The sequence below is a fragment of the Nocardioides sp. BGA-UO-ETr-FS32 genome, assembly GCF_059567905.1.
Genome location: NZ_JCAQOX010000017.1, coordinates 811842 through 833390 on the forward strand (window position 1 = coordinate 811842; position 21549 = coordinate 833390).

At 73.2% G+C, this 21549-nt stretch carries 17 protein-coding genes; 9 read left to right on the forward strand and 8 right to left on the reverse strand.

Features of this window, described 5'->3' with window-relative positions; translation table 11 throughout:
* Positions 1 to 55 precede the first annotated feature (55 nt).
* The 4 genes from AC57BS_RS24085 to AC57BS_RS24100 are packed head-to-tail and all read left to right on the forward strand — an operon-like array spanning position 56 to position 7102.
* Complete coding sequence (locus tag AC57BS_RS24085; protein WP_496413973.1) at positions 56 to 943, forward strand: ABC transporter ATP-binding protein; 888 nt, start codon at positions 56 to 58, stop codon at positions 941 to 943.
* On the forward strand, positions 940 to 1656 hold the full coding sequence (locus tag AC57BS_RS24090) for an ATP-binding cassette domain-containing protein (RefSeq protein WP_496413974.1): 717 nt from the start codon (positions 940 to 942) through the stop codon (positions 1654 to 1656). The genes AC57BS_RS24085 and AC57BS_RS24090 overlap by 4 nt, the downstream gene beginning before the upstream one ends.
* A 56-nt stretch (positions 1657 to 1712) precedes the next feature.
* Positions 1713 to 4016, forward strand: a complete 2304-nt coding sequence (locus tag AC57BS_RS24095) for an FtsX-like permease family protein (RefSeq protein ID WP_496413975.1) — start codon at positions 1713 to 1715, stop codon at positions 4014 to 4016.
* Positions 4013 to 7102, forward strand: a complete 3090-nt coding sequence (locus AC57BS_RS24100) for an FtsX-like permease family protein (protein WP_496413976.1) — start codon at positions 4013 to 4015, stop codon at positions 7100 to 7102. The genes AC57BS_RS24095 and AC57BS_RS24100 overlap by 4 nt, the downstream gene beginning before the upstream one ends.
* Before the next feature lie 272 nt (positions 7103 to 7374).
* Here AC57BS_RS24100 and AC57BS_RS24105 read toward each other — a convergent pair whose 3' ends face one another.
* From AC57BS_RS24105 to AC57BS_RS24115, 3 genes are all read right to left on the reverse strand, one after another.
* The gene (locus AC57BS_RS24105) at positions 7375 to 8127 is read right to left on the reverse strand and encodes a response regulator transcription factor (RefSeq protein WP_496413977.1); all 753 of its coding nucleotides are present in this window, start codon (positions 8125 to 8127) and stop codon (positions 7375 to 7377) included.
* A gap of 178 nt (positions 8128 to 8305) precedes the next feature.
* The gene (locus AC57BS_RS24110; protein WP_496413978.1) at positions 8306 to 9124 is read right to left on the reverse strand and encodes a response regulator transcription factor; all 819 of its coding nucleotides are present in this window, start codon (positions 9122 to 9124) and stop codon (positions 8306 to 8308) included.
* A gap of 209 nt (positions 9125 to 9333) precedes the next feature.
* Positions 9334 to 10248: a GNAT family N-acetyltransferase gene (locus AC57BS_RS24115; protein ID WP_496413979.1), complete on the reverse strand. Its 915-nt coding sequence runs from the start codon at positions 10246 to 10248 to the stop codon at positions 9334 to 9336.
* Positions 10249 to 10343: 95 nt separating this feature from the next.
* Between AC57BS_RS24115 and AC57BS_RS24120 the strand changes: the two genes are divergently transcribed.
* Complete coding sequence (locus tag AC57BS_RS24120) at positions 10344 to 12074, forward strand: DEAD/DEAH box helicase (RefSeq protein WP_496413980.1); 1731 nt, start codon at positions 10344 to 10346, stop codon at positions 12072 to 12074.
* Positions 12075 to 12245: 171 nt separating this feature from the next.
* On the opposite strand, the gene AC57BS_RS24125 is transcribed toward AC57BS_RS24120, so the two are convergent.
* On the reverse strand, positions 12246 to 12821 hold the full coding sequence (locus AC57BS_RS24125) for a YceI family protein (RefSeq protein ID WP_496413981.1): 576 nt from the start codon (positions 12819 to 12821) through the stop codon (positions 12246 to 12248).
* Between the two features lie 173 nt (positions 12822 to 12994).
* Positions 12995 to 13120 carry a hypothetical protein gene (locus tag AC57BS_RS24130; RefSeq protein ID WP_496413982.1) on the reverse strand — a complete coding sequence of 42 codons (126 nt, stop codon included), beginning with the start codon at positions 13118 to 13120 and terminating at the stop codon, positions 12995 to 12997.
* Positions 13121 to 13367: 247 nt separating this feature from the next.
* Between AC57BS_RS24130 and AC57BS_RS24135 the strand changes: the two genes are divergently transcribed.
* On the forward strand, positions 13368 to 13628 hold the full coding sequence (locus AC57BS_RS24135) for a hypothetical protein (protein ID WP_496413983.1): 261 nt from the start codon (positions 13368 to 13370) through the stop codon (positions 13626 to 13628).
* A gap of 11 nt (positions 13629 to 13639) precedes the next feature.
* On the forward strand, positions 13640 to 15463 hold the full coding sequence (glmS, locus tag AC57BS_RS24140; protein ID WP_496413984.1) for a glutamine--fructose-6-phosphate transaminase (isomerizing): 1824 nt from the start codon (positions 13640 to 13642) through the stop codon (positions 15461 to 15463).
* A 161-nt stretch (positions 15464 to 15624) separates the two neighbouring features.
* On the opposite strand, the gene AC57BS_RS24145 is transcribed toward glmS, so the two are convergent.
* Both AC57BS_RS24145 and AC57BS_RS24150 read right to left on the reverse strand, forming a co-directional pair.
* Positions 15625 to 17187, reverse strand: a complete 1563-nt coding sequence (locus AC57BS_RS24145; RefSeq protein ID WP_496413985.1) for a glycerol-3-phosphate dehydrogenase/oxidase — start codon at positions 17185 to 17187, stop codon at positions 15625 to 15627.
* Positions 17184 to 17801: a TetR/AcrR family transcriptional regulator gene (locus tag AC57BS_RS24150; RefSeq protein ID WP_496413986.1), complete on the reverse strand. Its 618-nt coding sequence runs from the start codon at positions 17799 to 17801 to the stop codon at positions 17184 to 17186. The genes AC57BS_RS24145 and AC57BS_RS24150 overlap by 4 nt, the downstream gene beginning before the upstream one ends.
* Before the next feature lie 17 nt (positions 17802 to 17818).
* On the opposite strand from AC57BS_RS24150, the gene AC57BS_RS24155 reads away from it, so the two are divergent.
* Positions 17819 to 19402 carry an FAD-binding oxidoreductase gene (locus tag AC57BS_RS24155; protein ID WP_496413987.1) on the forward strand — a complete coding sequence of 528 codons (1584 nt, stop codon included), beginning with the start codon at positions 17819 to 17821 and terminating at the stop codon, positions 19400 to 19402.
* 80 nt (positions 19403 to 19482) lie between these two features.
* Here AC57BS_RS24155 and AC57BS_RS24160 read toward each other — a convergent pair whose 3' ends face one another.
* Positions 19483 to 20172 (reverse strand): pirin family protein, encoded by a 690-nt coding sequence (locus AC57BS_RS24160; protein ID WP_496413988.1) that lies wholly within the window; start codon positions 20170 to 20172, stop codon positions 19483 to 19485.
* A gap of 18 nt (positions 20173 to 20190) precedes the next feature.
* Between AC57BS_RS24160 and AC57BS_RS24165 the strand changes: the two genes are divergently transcribed.
* Positions 20191 to 21540, forward strand: a complete 1350-nt coding sequence (locus AC57BS_RS24165) for a GH1 family beta-glucosidase (RefSeq protein ID WP_496413989.1) — start codon at positions 20191 to 20193, stop codon at positions 21538 to 21540.
* Positions 21541 to 21549: the final 9 nt, after the last annotated feature.

The window sequence follows — 21549 nt, forward strand, 5'->3', positions numbered from 1 at the left end:
CGTACTGCTGTTTATGTATGTTGAACCCCTTGTTCGAGAGAGTTGGGGGCAACGCGTGCGGGAGAGCGCGACCGCGGTCGAGGAGACCCGCATGGGGGGCCTGGGCATCCGCTGCGAAGGGGTCGTGCACCTCTACAAGACCTTCGGCGGGCACGACGTCGTCGCGCTGCGCGGCGTCGACCTGACCATCCGGCCCGGCGAGCGCGTCGCCTTCCTCGGCCCCAGCGGCTCCGGCAAGTCGACCCTGCTGGCCCTCCTCGGCGGCATCCAGAAGCCCAGCGCCGGCAAGATCTACCTCGGCGACGAGGAGGTCTCCCGGATGGGCGAGCGCTACCTCGCCCGGATCCGCTCCCGCCAGGTCTCGACGATGCTCCAGGGCGCCACCCGCAACCTGCTGCCCTATGCCACGGCCCGCCAGAACATCGCCTTCGCGAGGCTGTCCCTCTCCAGCGGCGCTCGTGAGCAGGGCCTGCCCGACGTCGAGCTGCTCGACCGGGTGGGCCTGCTCGACCAGGCCGACCAGGTGGTCTCCACGATGTCCGGCGGCCAGCGCCAGCGCCTGGCCCTCGCCTGCGCGGTGTCGACCTCCCCGCGGCTGCTGCTCGCCGACGAGCCGACCAGCCAGCTCAGCCACGCCGACCGCGACCACGTGCTCCACCTGATCCACTCCCTCGGCGACGACTTCGGCACCACGATCGTCGTGGTCACCCACCAGCCCGAGGTCGCCGCGACCTTCCCGCGCACGGTCACGATGAAGGGCGGCAGGGTCGGCGCCGAGGGCCACGGCGGGTCCGAGTACGCCGTGGTCGGCGAGGACGGCGTGCTGCACCTGCCGGGCCACATCGCCGCCGAGTGGCCGCCCGGCACGCTCGTCCGGTTCGAGGACGACGAGCAGGGCCGCATCATCGTGACCCGCGCGAGCAGCGAAGGAAACCCAGCGTGAGCTTCACCCCACGACGTTCTTCTCCTCCGCTGCGCTCCCCCGAACAACGCCGCGGGGACCCCGAGACAACCGGCACCAGCGAGCTCAGGCTCGACTCGATCACCTACGTCAACGGCCGCACGCTGCTCGACGACGTGAGCGTCACCTTCCCGGCCGGCAAGGTCACCGCGCTGTCGGGACCGAGCGGCTCGGGCAAGACCACCCTGCTCTCCATCGCGGGCGGCCTGCTCCAGGCGACGTCCGGCACTGCGGAGCTCGACGGTCGCGAGATGTGGACCGGCAGCGGCGACCCGCTGCCCGAGGTCGCGTTCGTCCTCCAGGTCTACGGACTCGTCCCCATCCTCTCGGCCCGGGAGAACGTCTCGATCGCGCTGCGCGCCCGCGGCGTCGCCCCCGCCGACGCCGACGAGGCCGCCGAGGCCGCGCTGGCCCGGTTCGGCATCGCCGACCTCGGCGAGCGCCAGGTCGAGGAGCTCTCCGGCGGCCAGATGCAGCGCGTGGCCTGCGCCCGCGGGTTCGTGGTCGGTGCCGAGGTCCTGCTCGCCGACGAGCCGACCTCCGAGCTCGACGAGGGCAACCGCGGCGTGGTGCTCGCCGAGCTGCGCGAGGAGGCGGCTCGCGGAGCCGTCGTCGTCGTCGCCACCCACGACCCCGCCGTCGTCGAGGCGTGCGACCTCCACATCGCGCTCGACGAGGGGCGGGTCGTCCGTTGAGCCGTGTCCTCCGGGGCGCCTGGAGCCGCCGAGGTGCGCTGACGACCCTGGTCCTGATGACCGTGGTGGTCGTCGGCGGCGCCGTCACCGTCCTCCAGTTCGCCGAGGCCGCCGGCACCTCGCCGTGGCTCACCGCGCCCCTGCTCCTGCTGGGTGCCGTGGCGGTGCCCAGCATCGGCGCCGAGCTCGCGGTCGCCCGCCGCGAGGAGATCGGCCTGGCCCGGCTGCGCGGCATCCACGGCCTCCGGCTCTGGCGCTTCCTCCTCGTCGAGCCCCTGCTCGCCATCGTCATCGGCACGCTCGTCGGCCTGGCGGTCGGCGCCGGTGGCACGGTGCTCGCCACCCGCCGATGGCTCGGTGACGCCGCTCCGGCCCTCGAGCAGCCCGCCCTGCTCGCAGCCGCCGCCATCGCCGGCGCCGGGCTCGTCATCGTGGGCCTCTCGGCGGGAGCCGCGCTGCGCGAGCCGCTCGCGGCCCAGGTGTCGGCGCGCCGCCGCCCGCGCCGCGCCACGACCCTCGCCGTCTTCCTGAGCGTCCTGGTGCTCGTCGGCGCCGGCGTCGCGGCCTATCGCAGCCGCGCGGGCGACGGCGAGCCCGACCTCGTCGTGCTCCTCGGCCCCGCCCTCGTCGGCCTGGCGCTCGGCCAGGTCGCGATCTGGGTGGTCCGGCTCGCCGCGCGCGGCCTCACCCCGGCCACCGAGCGTCGCGGCCTCGGTGCCTTCCTGGCCGCCCGCCGCCTCGCCCGGGCCGACGACCTCGTCACCCCGATCCGCCTCGTCGTCGCCGCCGCCGTCGTGGGCTCCCTCGCGCTCAGCGGTGCGGTCGCCGTCAGCGGGTGGACCGCCGAGCAGGCCGCCGTCGAGGTGCCCGGAGCCCGGACCATCGACGCGAGCGAGCTGGGCGCGATGGGGGCCGTGGACCTCACCGAGAGCGCCGACCCCGAGGGACGCCACCTCCTCGCCGCCGCCATCGTCCGCAACGAGACCCGCCTGCTCGAGCGCCGGGCGTACGTCGACGCCGCGCGCTGGGACGCCGTCGTGGGTGACTTCTACGACGACACGCCCGCGCGTGCCGCCTCCGACGCGGTCGCCCGTCTCGACACCGGGCTCGCCCCGGTCCAGGTCGCCGGCGACCGGCTCACCGTGACCCTCTCCGGCCTCGAGGTGCCGCCGGTGCGTACCTTCCGCGGCCCCGACGGTGAGGACGTGCGCGTCGGCGGCGGGATCGCCGAGATGACGCTCAGCTATGTGACGACCCGCAACGTCTCCGGTGCGGTCACGCTGCGGAGCGAGGTGCCGCCGGACGGTCGTGCGGTCACCCGGTCGGTGCGGCTGCGCGACTGCGCCCGGGGCTGCAGCATCACCGGGCTCGACGTCGGACGCGACAGCCGCGGCGTCATCGACGGCAGCGACTTCGTGGTCGTCCTCGAGCGGCTCGCCCTGGGTGACGCGGACCTCCTCGCGCAGGCCTGGGTGCCGGACCGCGCGTCGGTGGAGGCCGCGACGAACACCAACTTCTTCCGCAACTGGGAGCCCCCCGCCGTCCTCGTCGTCAACCGCGCCGACGGGCTCCAGGTCGCCCTGCTGCCGGGGGGCGCCGCGCTCCGCCTCGCGCCTGACCGGGGCGGCTCCGGCATGCCGGTGCTGGTCGCGGGCCAGGACGCACCCCAGGCCCTCGACCTGGGCGGCGACGACCGCGTCACCGAGGTGCTCGGCGTGGCCCGGTCGATGCCCCTGGTCGGCACCGTCGGGACCCTCGCCGACATCCGGACGTCCGCGGTCGGCTCCGACCCGACGGTCCCGTCCGCCGAGGTCCAGATCGTCGCGGCGCCCGGCACCCCGGCGTCCGTGCTCGACGAGGTCGCCGCGGCGACCGACGCCGAGTGGCGGACGAGGCAGGCCGTCCGGGAGTCGCTCGGGGAGCGTTTCGGCGGCGCCCAGTCCGTGGCGTACGCCCTCACCGCGCTCGCCTGCGCGCTGGTCGCGCTCCTCGCCCTGGGCGCCGGCGTCGCGCGGCACCGGCGCGACTACCGCCGCGACGTCGCCTCGTTGCGCGTGCTCGGCATCTCGACCGGCACCGTCCGTCGCGCCGGCCGCGCCGAGCTGGTGAGCCTGACGGCCCTCGTGCTCGTCGGCGTCGTCACGGGGGGGTGGCTCGCGGTGGCCCTGCTGCTCGACGGCCTGCCGCTCCTGAGCATCCCGGTCGCCGGGCTGGCCCTCGACACGACCCCGCACGCCTGGCCTCTCGCGATCCCCGCACTGCTGGCGGCAGCGGCGGTCGTGGTCGTCGGGGGGCGGGCGCGCGCCGTACGCTCCGCCACCACGCGACCCAGCCTGCTGCGCGAGGAGGAGGGGCGATGACCTCCATGTTCGGCGCGATCCTGCGCGGCCTGCGGGCGCGGGCCCTCCTCAGCGCGGGCTCGGTGCTGCTCACCGCCCTCGCCGTCGCCTCGGCGGTGCTGGGACCGATCTTCGCCGCCGCGGTCACCAACTCCTACGTCGTCACCCGGCTGCGGGAGGCGCCACCGGCCCTGACGGGGCTGAGCCGGGTCTTCACCCCGGACTCCGCGACGAGCAGCGCCGACGCGGTCGCGCAGGCCGTGGCCGGCACCGAGTCGCTCACCGAGGGTCCTTGGGGGCAGTCGTTCGGGATCGTGCAGTCCGAGCGGGTCATGGCGCTGCGCGGGGCCGTGGAGTTCTGGGCCCGCGACGGGGCCTGCGAGGCGCTGGAGGTCACCGGCCGCTGCCCCGAGCGCGACGGCGAGGTGTTGCTGCTCGAGAAGGCCGCCGAGCAGCAGGGCGCGGTGATCGGCGAGCCGCTCGAGCTGGTCGGCTTCGAGCCCCCCGCCCTGACGGGCCTCGGGCTGCCCCGACCGGGCCTCACGACGGTCACGGTGGTCGGCACGTACGCCACGCCCACCGTCGCGACCGACTGGCTGGTCCCGCAACGGCTGACGTCCACCAACGAGGCGGTCAGCGACAACCCGGGCGGCGGCTACACGCCGTACTCGCCGGGGCCGGTCATCACGACCCCCGGGACCGTGGAGGCCATGGGCGACTGGACGGTCCGCGTCGACACCTTCCTCGACGTGCCCGCCGACATCACCCCGGCCGAGCTCTCCGTGGCCGCACGCTCGGCCGCGACGATCCCCGACGACCAGGTCGTCGAGGTCGAGGGCGGCACCCTGCGCGACGACGGCACCAACGACCTCGCCGCGGTCCTCGACGAGGTCCGGACCCAGCAGGACACCGCCCGCAGCTCCATCGCCCCGGCGGTCCTGTCGCTCGTGCTGGTCGCGCTGGCGCTGCTGATGCGCCTGCTCAACGCCGCCAGCGAGCTGCGCGTGCCCGAGCTCGCGCTGGCCTCCCTGCGCGGGGTCACCTCGCGCCGGCTCTGGGGGCTCGGCCTCGCCGAGCCGCTGACCATCCTCGTCATCTCCGCCCCGATCGGCATCGCCCTCGGCCTCGGCAGCAGCCTCCTGCTGGTCCGCACCTGGCTGGTGCCCGGCCTGCCGCTGCCCGTCGTGGCGACGAGCTGGGTCGCCGCGGCCCTGGTGCTGCTCGCCGCGCTCGCCGTCGCGTGCGTGGCCATCGGGCTGGTGGTCCGCGAGTCGCTCGCGTCCCAGCTCGCCGGCGTACGACGCCCGGTGGCGGCCCGGCGCTGGTCGGTGATCGCCCAGCTCACGCTCGTGGCCCTCGCCGCGGCGGTGCTGCTGAGCAAGCTGTCGGACACCGACGGCGGCGACCCGGACGTCACCGACCTCCTGCTCCCCGTGCTGCTGGCGGTCGTCGCCGGCCTCGCCGCCACCCGGATCACCGCGGCGCTCGCCACCTGGTGGACCCGTCGCTCGCGGGGTCGGTCGCTCAGCGGCTTCGTGTCCTCGCGCGCGATCTCCCGGCGGCAGGAGGGCACCCTCATCATCCTGCCGATCACCGCCGCGATCGCGGTCGCGGTGTTCGGTGCCGGCGTCTACGACTCCGCCGCCGCGTGGCGCACCAGCGTGGCGGCGACGGTCTCGCCCGCCCACACCACGTGGCACTCGCCGGTGAGCTACGCGGAGACGCTGGAGCTGACCCGGCGCATCGACCCCGAGGGGGAGTGGGTGATGGCCGCGGGCTCCGTCCTCAACCCGGGCGCGCACTTCTCCGTGGTCGACAGCAGCCGGCTCGCCCGGGTGGCGACCTGGCCGCCGACGTGGACGCCGGGGCGCGACGTCGAGCAGGTCGCCGCGGACATCGCCCCGCCGGGTGCCGTGCCCACGTTCTCCGGGAGACGGATCTCGGTCACCGTCGACAGCGACGTGGAGAGCGACAAGCCGCTCGCCCTCGAGGTCCGCTTCGGCCGCCGCGACGGCATCCCGCTGAAGGTCTACCTCGGGCCCTTCGGTCCCGGCGAGTCGACGCGGTCGGCCAAGGTGCCCTGGTGCCGGCAGGTCCCGTGCCCGATCGAGGGCATGACCCTCGGCGGCGGCGCCGGCACCAACACCTCGATGTCCGGCGAGCTCGCGGTGACCGAGGTGCTGACCGACGGGCAGCCGGTGCCCGGCGTGATCGAGGGGGCGGACTGGGTCGCAACCCCCGACCCGGCCGTACGCTCCTCGATCACCGACCTCCGTGAGGTCGGCGGCGCGCTCGAGATGACCGTCGACACGGGCGACTCGGTCGGCATGGCGCGCCTCACCGCCGGCGGCATCGTCGAGCAGCGTCCGGCCCTCGCCGGTCCCAAGGTGCAGCAGACGGCCCTCGCCAAGCTCGAGGAGGGATTCGGACTGGTCCGGGTCGACCCGCTCGGCGGCATCGGTGCTGTCGAGGGCATGCCGTTCACCGGGCCGTCGGGCCTGCTGGTCGACTACTCCTCCTTCATCACCGACCGGCCGGTCTACAACAGCAACCTCGACACCCGCGTGCTCCAGCGCGAGGGCGCCCCGGCCCAGATCACCGACGCCCTCTCCGCGGCCGGGCTCACCATCGAGACCACCCTCGCCCAGGAGCGGCGCGTCCTCGACCAGAGCGCCTACGCCCTGGCGCTGAGGCTGTACGCCGTGGTCGCCGCGCTCGTGCTGCTGATGGCGCTCGCCGGGCTGTTCGTCAGCGCCGCCGTCCAGCTGCCCGCCCGCCGTCGCGACGCCGCGGCGCTGCGGGTGGTCGGCGTGCCCCGCTCGTCGGTGATGGTGGCGGTGGTGCGCGAGCTCGCGGTGGTGCTGGGCGGTGCCGCGATCGCCGGCATCCTGGCGGGCTCGCTGGCGCAGTGGGTCGTGCTGCGCACGATCACGCTGGGCTACGCCGAGGGGCTGGCGACGCCCGCGCTGGTGGCGACCATCTCGCCACTGCGCCTCGTCGTGCTGACGCTGCTCGCGGCGGCCGTCTTCGGCGCGGTCGCCCTGCTCAGCGCGTCGATGACCGTCCGGGGTGCGCGGGGGGCGACGCTGCGCGAGTCCGCGCGCTGAGAACCCCGGGTCGGGCCTCGCCGCTCGACGCGCGGCCTGTCAGCGCGCCGTGCGCGGCGTGTCAGACGACCACAACCTCCGCGCGGCGTACGGAGTCGCCCGTGGCCGCGCACGCGCGCACGACTTCTGGTCGTCCGACGCGCCACAGCTCGACGTACGGCGTGTCAGACAGGACAAAGGTCAGCTCCCGGGCCGGCCGTACGCCTGCCGCCACGGCGCCGGCCCACCTCGTCCTGTTCGACAGGCCGCCGGGCGCTCGTGCGCGCGCGGGGTCAGGGGCAGCAGGGGTCGAAGCGGAACCCGACGCCGCGGATCGTGCGGATCCACTCGTTGCTCGAGGCGGCCTTGCGCAGCTTGCGGCGCAGGTTGGCCAGGTGCACGTCGACGACGTGGGTGCTGTCGGGGACGAACTCGCTCGCCCACACCGCGCGCATGAGCTCGTCGCGGGCCACGACCACGCCGGGGTTGCTGACGAGGTGGGCCAGCAGGTCGAACTCGGTGCGGGTCAGGCCGACCTCCTCGCCGGAGACGAGGACCTCGCGGGCGCTGCGGTCGAGGGTCAGGTCGCTGCAGCCCAGTGAGCTCGTCGGGTCCGCCGGGGGACCGAGGTCCGGGACGGCCGGCGCGGTTGCCGGGTCGGCGCCCAGGAGGTCCGTGCTGCGCGGGCGCCGGAACAGCGCCGCCACCCGCGCCTGCAGCTCACGCATCGAGAACGGCTTCATGAGGTAGTCGTCGGCGCCGACCTCGAGGCCGACCAGCCGGTCGACCTCGGCCGTACGGCCGCTCACGACGATGACGTAGCAGTCGCTCGTCGTCCGGATCCGGCGACAGACCTCGACCCCGTCGATGTCCGGCAACGTGAGGTCGAGCGTGACGAGGTCGGGCTGTCCCTCGCTGATGAGGGTCAGGGCCTCGGCGCCGGAGTGCGCGACGACGACGTCGAAGCCGGCCTGGGCGAGGAGATCGGAGATGGCGTCGCCGACATCGCGGTCGTCCTCGACGACCACGGCTGTCCGTGCCTTCATCATCCGCCTGCTCCCCAGTTGACGCTTCATCTACCCGACGGCGCCCGGTCCAAACCAGGTCTTTCCCGACGGGCACGACCCACCCGCTGCCGATGCTAGGCGGCAGCGGGCGGTCGCGTGGTCGTTCTGGGGTACAGCACCCCCCGACGGGGGGTCGGCTGACCGCTCGGGGAGCGGGCTAGAAGTCGAGGCCCCTGGCCCAGTCCTCGGAGTCGATCCTCGCCACGAGGTACGGGCCGCCGCCGGCGCGCCGGTCCTGCTGGCCACCGTCCTCGCGGTCCATCCGGTAGCCGATGCCGCGGATCGTGTGGATCCAGGTGGCGTCGGAGTGCCGGCGCAGCTTGCCGCGGAGATTGGCGACGTGCACGTCCACGAGGTGGTGGTCGTGGGTGAGCGCGCTGCTCCAGATCGCCATGACCATCTCCTCGCGGGTGCAGACCCGCGAGAGGTGGTTGGCGAGGTACTCGAGGACGTCGTACTCGATGCGCGTCAGGTCCACGATCTGGCCGTCGACCTGCACCTCGCGGCGCGCCGAGTTGATGACGAGCCCGCCGCCGGCGTTGATCGTGCTCGGCTCGTCGGCCGGCTGGGACGGGCTCGGCACGTGCGGCCCGTGGTGGACCGAGGCGTCCTCGGCCGCCGCACCGGAGCGCGGGCGGCGGAACAGGGCCGCCACCCGGGCGCGCAGCTCGCGCGGCGAGAACGGCTTGAGCACGAAGTCGTCCGCTCCGACCTCCAGGCCGATCAGCTTGTCCACCTCGTCGGACCGCGCGGAGACGATCACGATGTAGCAGTCGCTGGTCTCCCGGATGCGGCGGCACACCTCGATGCCGTCCATGTGCGGCAGCGTCAGGTCGAGCGTCACGAGGTCCGGTGGATCGGCTGCCGCCACGCCCACCGCTGCTCGTCCGTCGCGCGCCGAGGTGACCCGGAAACCTGCCCCCTCCAGGGTCTCCACCAGCGCGGACGAGATGTCCGGATCGTCTTCGACGACCAATGCATGTAGTTCTTGCACGTCAAACCCCCACAGATGCGAAGGCAAGGGCCCCACGCCCTCGCCGTGGCGCCGCCCGAACGGCGTCGATTGATGTTAATGCCATCAAGGGTTCAGACATAGGGAAGTTCTGAGGGACGAACAGCCTGTCTAGACCGGGCGATTTGACGGAATCTTTTGTCGCCAGTCGGCGGTTTTGCGCTTTCCATGGCCTATGACAGGTCGATTGCGCGATTGACCCAGATGCTCTCCGCCACCATCCCCACCTTTTGGTAGAGGCCGAGCGCGCCGGTCCGCGAGTCGGTGCTGAGCTCGGCGGACGTGGTGCCGTGCGCGCGGGCCTGGGCGAAGGAGTCGACCAGCAGGGTCTGGGCGATCCCGCGATGGCGCCGGTCGGCGCGCACGGCGAGCCGGTCGACGTACCCGGTCGAGCCGTTGTCGGAGACCAGGACGAGGGAGACGCCGACGACCTGTCCGGCACCGTCGACGGCGACGCGCAGGTTCCACGGCTCGAAGCCGGGCCGGCCCAGGGTCGCGGCCTCGAAGTCCTCGTAGGGCTCGCGATCGCGCTCCGACCACTCGAGGAAGGCGTCCTCCAGCACGTCGTGGGCGGCCCGGAGGTCGTCCGGCTCGGCGGTGCGTACGACGTATCCCTCCGGCAGCTCGCGCTCGGGGATGGTGGCCCCCGCGGGCAGCTTGAGCACCCAGCTGGTCCAGCGCACGCGGAAGCCGAGCTGCTCCAGCAGCCGGTCGCCGGGCGAGCCCTGCGGGACGGGCATGCCGACGACGCTGGACCCGACGCGGCGCCCGAGGTCCTGGAGCCAGTGGGCCAGCCAGGTGCCGATGCCGCGCCCGCGGTGGCTGGGCAGCACCGAGGTGTCGGCGCGTTCGGCACCCATCAGCTCGGCGTACGCCACCAGGGTGTCGCCGTCCCAGACGCCGATGGAGCGCGCGGCGAGGTCGTGGCTCGGCTTGGCCCAGTCGCTGACGATGTCGGCCTCCTCGATGACGACCTCGCCGATGTCCTCGAGCTCCTGCGCGGCCATCAGCCGGTGGACCGCGGTGGCGTCGGTGGTGCGGAGCGGGCGGGTCGTCAGCCCCGCGGGAAGCTCGGGCGTCTCGGGCATGGGGGGAGTGTGCTGCCTCACGTGCCCCGCTGTCGCGCGCTTATCCGGCGCTCGGGGAATGTCCCATTCCCCCGTGAGGCCCTACCGTTGTGAGCGTGAGTGACGACCTTCCCGCAGCCCCCGAGCAGACCTTCTCCGACCTCGGCCTCTCGCCCGAGGTCCTCAAGGCACTGGCCGACGTGGGCTACGAGACCCCCTCGCAGATCCAGGCGCTGACCATCCCGCCGCTGCTCGAGGGGCGCCACGTCGTCGGCCTGGCGCAGACCGGCACGGGCAAGACGGCCGCCTTCGCGCTGCCGATCCTGTCGCAGCTCGACTTCTCCCAGAAGACGCCGCAGGCGCTCGTCCTGGCGCCGACCCGCGAGCTCGCGCTGCAGGTGTCCGAAGCCTTCGAGAAGTACGCCGCCCACATGAAGGGCGTGCGCGTCCTGCCGATCTACGGCGGCCAGGGCTACGGCGTCCAGCTCTCGGCGCTGCGGCGCGGCGTGCACGTCGTCGTCGGCACGCCGGGTCGCATCATGGACCACCTCGAGAAGGGCACCCTCGACCTCTCCGAGCTCCGCTTCCTCGTCCTCGACGAGGCCGACGAGATGCTCAAGATGGGCTTCGCGGAGGACGTCGAGACGATCCTCGCCGACACCCCGGCCGGCAAGCACGTGGCGCTGTTCTCGGCCACCATGCCCGCGCAGATCCGCCGCATCTCCAAGAAGTACCTCGAGGACCCGGTCGAGATCACCGTCAAGAACAAGACGTCGACGGTCTCCTCGATCACCCAGCGCTACCTCATCGTGTCCTACCCGCAGAAGGTCGACGCCCTCACGCGCATCCTCGAGGTCGAGAACTTCGAGGGGATGATCGTCTTCGTCCGCACCAAGAACGAGACCGAGACGCTCGCCGAGAAGCTCCGCGCGCGCGGCTACTCCGCGATGGCCATCAACGGCGACGTCGCCCAGGTGCAGCGCGAGCGCACGATCAACCAGCTCAAGGCCGGCAAGCTCGACATCCTCGTCGCCACCGACGTCGCGGCCCGCGGCCTCGACGTCGAGCGGATCAGCCACGTCGTCAACTACGACATCCCGACCGACACCGAGTCCTACGTCCACCGCATCGGCCGCACGGGTCGCGCGGGTCGTACGGGCGACTCGATCGCCTTCGTCACCCCGCGCGAGCGCCACCTGCTGCGCGCGATCGAGAAGGCCACCCGCCAGCCGCTCACCCAGATGCAGCTGCCGACGGTCGACGACGTCAACGCCACCCGGCTCTCGCGCTTCGACGACCAGATCACCCAGGCGCTGGCCGAGCCCGAGCGCATCGACTTCTTCCGCGACGTCGTCTCCCACTACGTCAGCGAGCACGACGTGGCCGAGGTCGACGTGGCGGCCGCGCTGGCCGCGGTGATGCACGGCGAGCAGCCGCTGCTGCTCGAGCCGGAGCCGGAGCCGCGCAACCGCTCCTTCGAGGAGCGATCGAGCCACGCCGGCAAGGCCGACCGGGCGCCGCGCGAGTCGCGCAGCGGCGCGCCGATGGCGGCGTACCGCATCGAGGTCGGCAAGCGGCACAAGGTCGAGCCGCGCCAGATCGTGGGCGCCCTGGCCAACGAGGGCGGGCTCTCGCGCGGCGACTTCGGCTACATCTCGATCAAGCCCGACTTCTCGGTCGTCGAGCTCCCCGCCGACCTGCCCGCCGGCACGCTCGAGCGCCTCGCGAGCACCCGGATCTCCGGCAAGCTGATCGAGATCAAGCCCGACAACGGTCCGTTCCGCGGCCGTCCGGGTGGTGGCCACCGCGGCAGCGGTGGCGGCTACAAGGGCAAGAACCCCCGCTGACCGGGCGGTTCGTGCCCGTCCTGGCTGGTGACCGGGCGGTTCGTGCCCGTCCTGGTGACATGACGACGCCCCCTGCCCCCGAAGGGGAGGGGGCGTCGGTCGCTGACGGGCACGAAGCGCCCGCTCGGCGTACGAGACGGGCACGAAGCGCCCGCTCGGCGGAGGAGGGAGTCAGGCGTTCTGGTTCTGGATCGCCGAGACGTCGAACTCGAGCTTGATCTTCTCGGAGACGAGGACGCCGCCGGTCTCGAGCGCGGCGTTCCAGGTGAGGCCCCAGTCCTTGCGGTTGATGGTGGTCTCGCCCTCGAAGCCGACGCGGACGTTGCCGAAGGGGTCGCGGGCCGACCCGGTCTGCTCGAACTCGATCGTGACGGGCTTGGTGACGTCCTTGATGGTGAGGTCGCCGGTGACGGTCCAGTCGGAGCCGGCGCGCTTCACGTCGGTGGAGGCGAAGGCGATGGTCGGGTAGGTCTCGGCGTCGAAGAAGTCGCCGGACTTGAGGTGGCCGTCGCGGTCCGCGCTGCCGGTCTCGATCGAGGCGACCTGGATGGTGAGGTCGACCTTGGACGCGGCGGGGTCCTTCTCGTCGATGTGGGCGGTGCCCTCGAAGGCGCCGAACTGGCCACGGACCTTGGTGACCATGGCGTGGCGGGCCACGAAGCCGAGGCGGCTGTGGCTCACGTCGAGGGTGTAGTCGCCGGTGATGTCGTCGATGGCGGTGGTGGGGGCGTCGAAACCAGTGGTCATGGGGAACAGCTCCTGCACGTGGGTGGGTTGGTAGAACTTTCAACCACTGTAACGACCCACCCCCGAGGTCCATTCCCGATCGGGGTCGGGTTTTTGGGTGACCCCCGGAAATGGCCGCGAGCCACGCCCCGGCGTGGGGCGTGGCTCGTGCGTGTGAGCTGCGTGCGACTGTGTCAGGCGGCCTGGATGGCGATCGCCTCGGCGACCGACCAGTGTGCCTCCATGTGGGTGCGACCCGACGCGTCGGTCACTGCGACCCAGGTGCAGACCGGCTTGCCGGTCATCGTCTGCTTGCTCATGTGACACCTCCCGTTCACTTTCTGTTCACCAAAGGTATCACGCCCCCACTGGCGCACCCCCATTTCGCTCGAACTCGGTCGAAGTCCTCCACTGGTGCATGCGGCGGAGGTCAGTCCGGGGGATCCTCCTCCACTTGGGGTCGGTGGGACTGGACTCCGGGCCGGTTCCTGAGCCGATACGTACCCAATCTGCCCGATATCGGGCAAGAAGTTGGCTCCCGGCGGGAGTCGGGCGCATGCTCAGCACGTGCCCGACCCCGCCCTCGTCTCCCACGTCGTCGCCACGACCTCGTTGACGCCGGGTGAGGCCGCCCGGGTGATCGAGGACGTGATCGCCTTCCACGCCCAGCCGGTCGAGGACTACGTCCGCGCCCGCCACGCGAGCCTTAAGACGTACGGCGCCAGGAACACCGAGATCTTCGCGCGCATCGCCGAGGAGCTCGCCCACCGCGTCGTGGCGGCGCCGGAGCTCTCCGAGCGCCAGCTGCGACGCATCATCTACGGATAGGACGCAGCACCATGTGTGGAATCGTCGGCTACATCGGACGCCAGGAGGCCGCTCCGGTCGTCCTCGAGGGACTCACCCGCCTCGAGCACCGCGGGTACGACTCGGCGGGCGTCGCGGTCCTCAGCGGTCGGGGCCTCCGGGTCGCCAAGCGCGCCGGCCGCGTACGTGACCTGACGGCCGCGCTGCCGAAGCGCTTCGCCGGCACGACCGGCATCGGCCACACCCGGTGGGCCACCCACGGACCGGCGACGGACGTCAACGCCCACCCGCACGTCGACGAGTCGGGCCGGGTGGCGGTCGTGCACAACGGCATCATCGACAACTCGGCCGCGCTGCGTGCCGAGCTCACCGGTGCCGGCGTCGAGCTCGCCAGCGACACCGACACGGAGGTGCTCGCCCACCTCGTCGCACGCAGCGACGCCGACAGCCTCGAGGGCAAGGTCCGCGACGCGCTCGGGGCGGTCGTCGGGACGTACGGCCTCGCGGTGGTGCACGCCGACTTCCCCGACCGCATCGTGGTCGCGCGCAACGGCAGCCCGCTCGTGGTCGGCGTCGGCGACCACGAGATGTACGTCGCCTCCGACCTGGCCGCGATCGTGCGCCACACCACGACCGTCGCGATGCTCGACGACGGCGAGATGGCGACCGTGACCGCCGCCGGGTTCACCACGATGCGCCACAGCGACCTCGCCACGACCGGCAAGACCGCGAGCCAGGTCGACATCGACGCGTCGGCGTACGAGGCCGGCGAGCACGAGTCCTACATGCGCAAGGAGATCCTCGAGCAGCCGACGACCGCCCAGGCCGTGCTGCGGGGGCGGCTCGACGAGCGCTTCGGCACCGCGCACCTCGGCGGCCTCGACATGGACGCCCGCGACCTCCGAGCCGTACGCCGGGTCAAGATCCTGGGCTGCGGCTCGGCCTACTACGTCGGGCAGATGGGCGCGGCACTCATCGAGGAGCTCGCCCGCATCCCTGCAGACGCGGAGGCGGCGAGCGAGTTCCGCTACCGCGACCCGGTGATCGAGCCGGACACCCTCTACGTCGCGGTCAGCCAGTCGGGCGAGACGATCGACACGCTGCTCGCCGTGCAGGAGGTGCGCCGCAAGGGCGGGCGCTGCGTCGGGCTGGTCAACGTCGTCGGCTCGGCCATCGCGCGAGAGTGTGACGGTGGGATCTACCTGCACGCCGGACCCGAGGTCGCGGTGGCGAGCACCAAGGCGCTGACCAACATGTTCCTCGGCTTCGCGCTGCTCGCCCTCCAGCTCGGCCGGGTGCGCGACCTGTCGATCGCCGACGGCAAGCGCCTCGTCGCCGGCCTGGAGCGGCTGCCCGGCCAGATCGAGGAGGTCCTCGCGGCCGAGGCGGACCTCGTCGACATCGCGAAGGAGCTGGCCGAGGCGCGCAGCCTCTTCTTCATCGGCCGGGTGCGCGGCTTCCCGGTGGCGCGCGAGGGTGCGCAGAAGTTCAAGGAGATCAGCTACCGCCACGCCGAGGCCTACCAGACCTCCGAGCTCAAGCACGGCCCGCTCGCGCTGATCGACCCCGAGGTGCCGACGGTGGCGCTGGTGCCGTCCGACGAGCTCACCGAGCGCAACATCGGCGCGCTCCACGAGATCGACGCGCGACAGGGTCCGCTGGTCGTGATCACCCACGAGGACGTCGACCTCGGCGAGATCGGCGCGCGCCGGATCGTCGTGCCCCGCAACGAGCCCGAGCTCGACCCGATCCTGCTGACGATCCCGCTCCAGCTGCTCGCCTACCACGCGGCTCAGCACCTCGGCCACGACATCGACAAGCCGCGCAACCTGGCCAAGTCGGTCACCGTCGAGTAGCCCGGACCGGTCCGAAGATGGACTGGCCGCCCCTTGCCGCATGGGGTCGGCAAGGGGCGCGCCGTGGAGAACTTTCCCACCGGTCCCGCGTCCTGTCCGGGGATCACCGGAACTACCCCCGGGATTTTGCTGTGGGGTGGGCCACCTCTGTCCGGAAGCCGCTACGCGCGGGCGCTCCGGGGCGCCGCCACGAGGTCCAGCGCCCGCCGCGCCGGCGACTCGGCACGGGCCCGGTCGGCGGCGACGAGCCCCACCCGGGTGCGCCGCTCGAGCAGGTCGTCGACGTCGTGGGCGCCCTCGTGGGTGACGGCGAAGACCAGCTCGGCCAAGGTGACCGGCACGTCCTCGGAGACCGCGGCGAGCAGCTCGTCGTCGCCGAGCCCGGTGACCTCCCGGGCGGTGTCGAGCACCAGCGCGGCGTCGGTGCCGAAGCGGCGTACGAGCCGGGCCGGCGCGGCGACCCGACGCAGGGCCTCGGGGGAGGCGGCGCCGAGGAGCGGCAGCGCCGCCGTCCGGCACAGTGCGGCGTCGAGCCGGCCCTCCGCGACGAGCGCGTCGAGGACGTCCTCGGCCATCCGGCGGTAGGTCGTCAGCTTGCCACCGACGATCGTCGTCACCCCGGTGCGCGAGGTGAGGATCGCGTGTCGGCGCGAGAGGTCGGCGGTCGCGTCGTCCCTGGCGCCGGCCACCTCGAGCAGCGGCCGCAGCCCGGCGTACGCCCCGACCACGTCGTCGCGGGTCGGCGGCGTGGCGAACGCCGTGGCCACGACGCCGAGCAGGAAGTCGATCTCGCCCTCGCTCGGCACGGGCACGTCGGGCACGGGGCCGGTGACCGGCTCGTCGGTGAGGCCGACGTAGATCGTGCCGTCGGGCTGGGGGAGCACCATCGCGAACCTCGCGCCCGTCCCCGGGATCGGCACCATCACCGCGACGCGGGTGTGGGGCAGCGCCCAGCCGCGCAGGACGAGGTGCGTGCCGCGGCTCGGTCGCAGGCGGACCTGGTCGTCGAGGTCGCCGGCCCACACGCCGGTGGCGTTCACGACCGCCTTCGCCCGGACCGTGCGGGTCGCGCCGGTGAGCTCGTCGCGCAGTTCGGCGGTCGTGCCCGTCGCGGCGACGACGCGGGCGCGGGTGCGGACGTGGGCGCCGTACGCCGCCGCGGTGCGGGCCACGGTGACCACGAGCCGGGCGTCGTCCTCGAGCTGCCCGTCCCAGGCCAGGAGCCCGCCGCGCAGGGTGTCGGCGCGCAGCGAGGGGGCGAGGCTGAGCGCCTCCGTGGCGTTGAGCCGGCGCGGTCGGGGGAGCGTACGCGCGGTGGTGCGGGCGGTGCGGCGCAGCGCGTCGCCGGCGTGGAGTCCGCCCCACGTCAGGGCGGTGCGGCCGCGCGACATCGCGTCGTTGACCGGGGTCAGCATCGGCAGCGGGTGCACGAGGTGCGGGGCGGTGACGTCCATCAGGATGCCGCGCTCGACGGCGCTCTCGTGGGCGATGGCGAGCCGGCCCTGGGCGAGGTAGCGCAGGCCGCCGTGGACGAGCTTGGACGACCAGCGCGAGGTGCCGAAGGCGAGGTCGTGCGCTTCGACCGCCAGCACCGAGAGCCCGCGGGTCACGGCGTCGAGCGCGACGCCCGCGCCGGTGATGCCGAGGCCGACCACGAGCACGTCGACCTCGTCGGGGACCCCGGCCAGGCCGGCGGCGATCCGGCGCTCCCCGGCGGCGGTCACAGCGGCTCCAGCGACCGGGTGATGAGGCGGGCGTACTCGTCGTCGAGCTCGTCGAGCCCGATCCGGTCGTCGGTCATCGTCAGCGCCGAGAAGACGAACCCGTGCCCGGCCAGCGTCAGGGACCGTGCCATCAGCACCGGGTCGCCGGCGCGGACCGTGCCGGCCTCCTGGCCGCTGGCGATCCCGGTCGCGAGGATCTCGATGAGTGCCTCCTGGGAGCGGCCGCGCCGGTGGAGGAGGTAGGGGAGCATCAGGTCGGGGTCGAGCTCGACGATGCGGACGAACAGCTCGTTGTCGCGCAGGGCGCGCACCGTCGACAGGGCCGCGGTGGCGATGCCGTCGGGCGTCGTGCTGGCGGGCGTCGCGTCCCCGGCGGCGGCCTGCGTCGCGGCCGCGATGCCCACCCACTCACGCGTCATCAGGTCGCCGAGCAGCGAGCCCATGTCGGGCCACGCGCGATAGATCGTCATCCGGGAGACGCTGGCGCGCCTCGCGACCTCGGTGAGGGTGGTGCGGCGCCAGCCGACGTCGAGGATGCAGGCGCGGGCCGCGTCGAGGTAGGCGTCGAGCCGCGGATCACCCGACGGTCGACCGGTGTGACGAAGTGACGTCATGTGTCACACTGTAACGCATGAGCCCCGAGACGCCCACCGTCGAGATGCACCCGCAGCGCTGGGGCGACCCTGCCGCCGCCACCGCGCTGCCCGAGTCCGCGCTGGGTCTGGTCGACCTCGCCTTCGGCCTCCAGGACCGTCCGGCCGCAACGGGTGCGACCCCGCCCCCGTCCGCCCTCGACGACGCCCTCCTCGACGGACTGCGCGCGATCGTCGGCCGCGAGCACGTGCTGGTGGACGACGCGACCCGCGCACTGCGTACGCGTGGGAAGTCCACTCCCGACCTGCTCCGGGCGCGAGCCGGCGACCTCGCCGACGCCCCCGACGCGGTGGTGCGCCCGGACGGGCACGCCGAGGTCGAGGCGGTGCTGGCGTGGGCGCAGGAGCACCGCGTCGCGGCGGTGCCGTTCGGCGGTGGCACCTGCGTCACCGGTGGTCTCGCGGCCCGGCGCGACGGGTTCGCCGGGCTGGTCTCGCTCGACCTGGTGCGGATGAAGCGGCTGCTCGCCGTCGACGACGTCTCGATGACCGCGACCCTCCAGCCGGGTCTGCGGGGACCCGAGGCCGAGGCGCTGCTCGCGGCCCACGGCCTGACGCTGGGTCACTTCCCGCAGTCCTTCGAGCACGCGTCGATCGGCGGCTTCGCCGCGACCCGCTCCAGCGGGCAGTCCAGCGCCGGCTACGGCCGCTTCGACGCGATGGTCGTCGGCCTCACCGCCGCGACCCCGACGGGATCGCTCGACCTCGGCTCGGCGCCGGCCAACGCCGCCGGCCCCGACCTGCGCCAGCTCCTGCTCGGCTCGGAGGGCGCCTTCGGCGTCATCACGTCGGTGACGGTCCGGGTCCGACGGGCACCGGAGGTGAAGGCGTACGAGGGGTGGCGCTGGCCGTCGTTCGACGCGGGCGCCGACGCCATGCGCACCCTCGCCCAGGCCGGCCTGCTGCCGACGGTGCTGCGGCTCTCCGACGAGTCCGAGACCGCGATCAACCTCGCCGACCCCTCGTCGATCGGCGGCGCCGACGACCCCGGCTGCCTGATGATCACCGGCTACGAGGGCACCGCCGCGCAGGTCGCCGCCCGGCGCGACGCCGTCACGGCCGCGCTGACCGGCCGCGGCGGCTCCCCGCTGGGCACGGAGCCGGGGGAGAAGTGGGTGCAGGGGCGGTTCCACGCGCCCTACCTCCGCGACGCGCTCCTCGATCACGGCGTCCTCGTCGAGACCCTCGAGACCGCGACGTTCTGGGCAAACCGCGAGCGCCTGTACGCCGACGTGAAGGCGGCGCTCACCGGTGCGCTCGGCGAGGGTGCGCTGGTGCTCTGCCACGTCTCCCACGTCTACGAGACCGGGTGCTCGCTCTACTTCACCGTGGCCGCCCGGGAGGGCGACGACCCGATCACCCAGTGGCAGTCCGCGAAGGCTGCCGCCAGCGACGCGATCATCGCCGCCGGCGCGACCATCACCCACCACCACGCCGTCGGCACCGACCATCGCCCGTGGTTCGCCGAGGAGGTCGGCGAGGTCGGCGTACGGGTGCTGCGCGCGGTCAAGGCCGAGCTCGACCCGGCCGGGATCCTCAACCCGGGCGTGCTCGTCCCCTGACCCGGGCCTGCGTCATACGAACCCGCATCTATGGGTGCTGGTCGGTATGACGCTGGCCGGCGTGAGGCGGGAGCGCGGCGTCAGGCGCCGAAGGACCAGACCAGCAGCTCGCTCTCCTCGGTCGCGGTGACGACGTGGCCCGGCTCGTCGGAGATCCGTACGGCGTCGCCGCCGCGCAGCGCGTGTGGCCCGAGGTCGACTGCCCCGGTGGCGGCGAAGACGTGCTGGCGCGGGTCGTCGGGCAGCACCACGGAACCCCCCGGCGCGAGCCGGGCGACGAGCAGGCGGGCACCGGTGGTGCCGATCGGCAGGCCGCTGCCCCCGACCACCTCAGCGAGGCCTGACGCCGGCTGCGGCGCCTCGCCCACGACGTACGCCGGGGTGGCGCCGGCGGCCGACGGCGCCAGCCACGCCTGGACGAAGCGGCACCGTCCCGACTGCGGGTCGGCGACCTCGCTGTGGCGGATCCCGGTGCCGGCCGAGAGCACCTGCGCGCGACCGGCCTCCACGACGTGCTGCGCACCTGGACGAGCCGAGTCGGTGTGCACGAGCGCCCCCTCGAGCACCCACGTCACGATCTCCAGCTCGGAGTGCGGGTGGTCGGGATAGCCCGCGCCCGGGGCGACCTCGTCGTCGTTGTGGCACACCAGCGGGCCGAAGCCGAGGTTGCCGGGGTCGAAGTGCGGGCCGAAGGAGAAGGAATGGCGCGTCAGGCGCCCCCTGACGGCGTCCGACGACCTGTCCGATCCGGCGTACAGGGCCACTGTCATGCCGATATCTTCGCGGATGTGTCTTCCCCCCAGGACGTCCCCCTGCTGCCCCCTGGGTTCCGCTTCGGAACCAGCACGGCGAGCTACCAGATCGAGGGCGCCGTGGCCGAGGACGGGCGCGGCCCGAGCATCTGGGACACCTTCACCGCCGAGCCCGGTCGCGTCGCCGACGGGAGCACCGGCGCGGTGGCCTGCGACCACTACCACCGGGTGGAGGAGGACGTCGCGCTGATGAAGGAGCTGGGCACGGGGGGCTACCGCTTCTCGATCGCCTGGCCGCGGATCCAGCCGACCGGGCGCGGACCGGCCAACGAGAAGGGGCTCGCGTTCTACGACCGGCTCATCGACACGCTCCTGGCCAACGGCCAGCAGCCGATGGTCACGCTGTACCACTGGGACCTGCCGCAGGCCCTCGAGGACGACGGCGGCTGGCTCAACCGCGACACCGTCGAGCGGTTCGCCGAGTACGCCGCGATCGTCGGCGAGCGCTTCGCCGACCGGGTCGAGCACTGGGTCCCGGTCAACGAGCCCAACGTGGCCTCGATCCTCGGCTACGGGATGGGCACCCACGCGCCCGGCAAGAAGCTGCTCTTCGACTGCCTCCCCGCCGCGCACCACCTGCTGCTGGCCCACGGCCGCGCCGCGATCGAGCTGCGCCGCGCCGGTGCCACGTCCGTCGGGTGCGCCAACAACCACGCGCCCATCTGGCCGGCCAGCGACGACGACGCCGACGTCGGGATGAGCAAGATCTTCGACGCCCTCTGGAACGGCACCTTCCTCGAGCCGATGCTGCTCGGTCGCTACCCGGCCGACCTGATGCCGCTCTTCGAGGAGTTCATGGCCGAGGGCGACCTCGCGACCATCCGCCAGCCGCTCGACTTCTACGGCGTCAACTACTACAACCCGATGAAGGTCGCCGCCGCCGACCAGGACTCGGAGACCCCGTTCGAGTTCCGCGAGGTGGTGGGCTACCCCACCACCGACTTCGGCTGGCCGATCGTCCCCGACGCGCTGCGCGAGTGGCTGGTCATGTTCCGTGCGCGCTTCCGTGCCGCGCTGCCGCCGATCATGATCACCGAGTCGGGCTGCAGCTATGGCATGGGACCCGACGAGAACGGCGTCGTCGACGACCAGCCGCGCATCGACTACCTCCGCTCCCACGTCAACGCCGTCTCCGAGGCCATCCAGCGCGGCGTCGACGTCCGCGGCTACTACTGCTGGTCGCTGATGGACAACTTCGAGTGGGCCGAGGGCCACACCCAGCGCTTCGGGCTGGTCCACGTCGACTACGAGACGCTGGAGCGGACACCCAAGAAGTCGTTCCACTGGTACGCCGACCTGATCAGGGCGCAGCCGCAGCACCTGTGAGCCGCCGTC

Bases quoted from the DNA above. Each gene is read 5' to 3' on its own strand.
- AC57BS_RS24095 (WP_496413975.1), top strand. From the start codon at position 1,713: ATGACCGTGGTGGTCGTCGGCGGCGCCGTCACCGTCCTCCAGTTCGCC.
- AC57BS_RS24100 (WP_496413976.1), top strand. From the start codon at position 4,013: ATGACCTCCATGTTCGGCGCGATCCTGCGCGGCCTGCGGGCGCGGGCC.
- AC57BS_RS24105 (WP_496413977.1), bottom strand. From the start codon at position 8,127: ATGAAGGCACGGACAGCCGTGGTCGTCGAGGACGACCGCGATGTCGGC.
- AC57BS_RS24115 (WP_496413979.1), bottom strand. From the start codon at position 10,248: ATGCCCGAGACGCCCGAGCTTCCCGCGGGGCTGACGACCCGCCCGCTC.
- AC57BS_RS24125 (WP_496413981.1), bottom strand. From the start codon at position 12,821: ATGACCACTGGTTTCGACGCCCCCACCACCGCCATCGACGACATCACC.
- AC57BS_RS24130 (WP_496413982.1), bottom strand. From the start codon at position 13,120: ATGAGCAAGCAGACGATGACCGGCAAGCCGGTCTGCACCTGGGTCGCA.
- glmS (WP_496413984.1), top strand. From the start codon at position 13,640: ATGTGTGGAATCGTCGGCTACATCGGACGCCAGGAGGCCGCTCCGGTC.
- AC57BS_RS24150 (WP_496413986.1), bottom strand. From the start codon at position 17,801: ATGACGTCACTTCGTCACACCGGTCGACCGTCGGGTGATCCGCGGCTC.
- AC57BS_RS24155 (WP_496413987.1), top strand. From the start codon at position 17,819: ATGAGCCCCGAGACGCCCACCGTCGAGATGCACCCGCAGCGCTGGGGC.
- AC57BS_RS24160 (WP_496413988.1), bottom strand. From the start codon at position 20,172: ATGACAGTGGCCCTGTACGCCGGATCGGACAGGTCGTCGGACGCCGTC.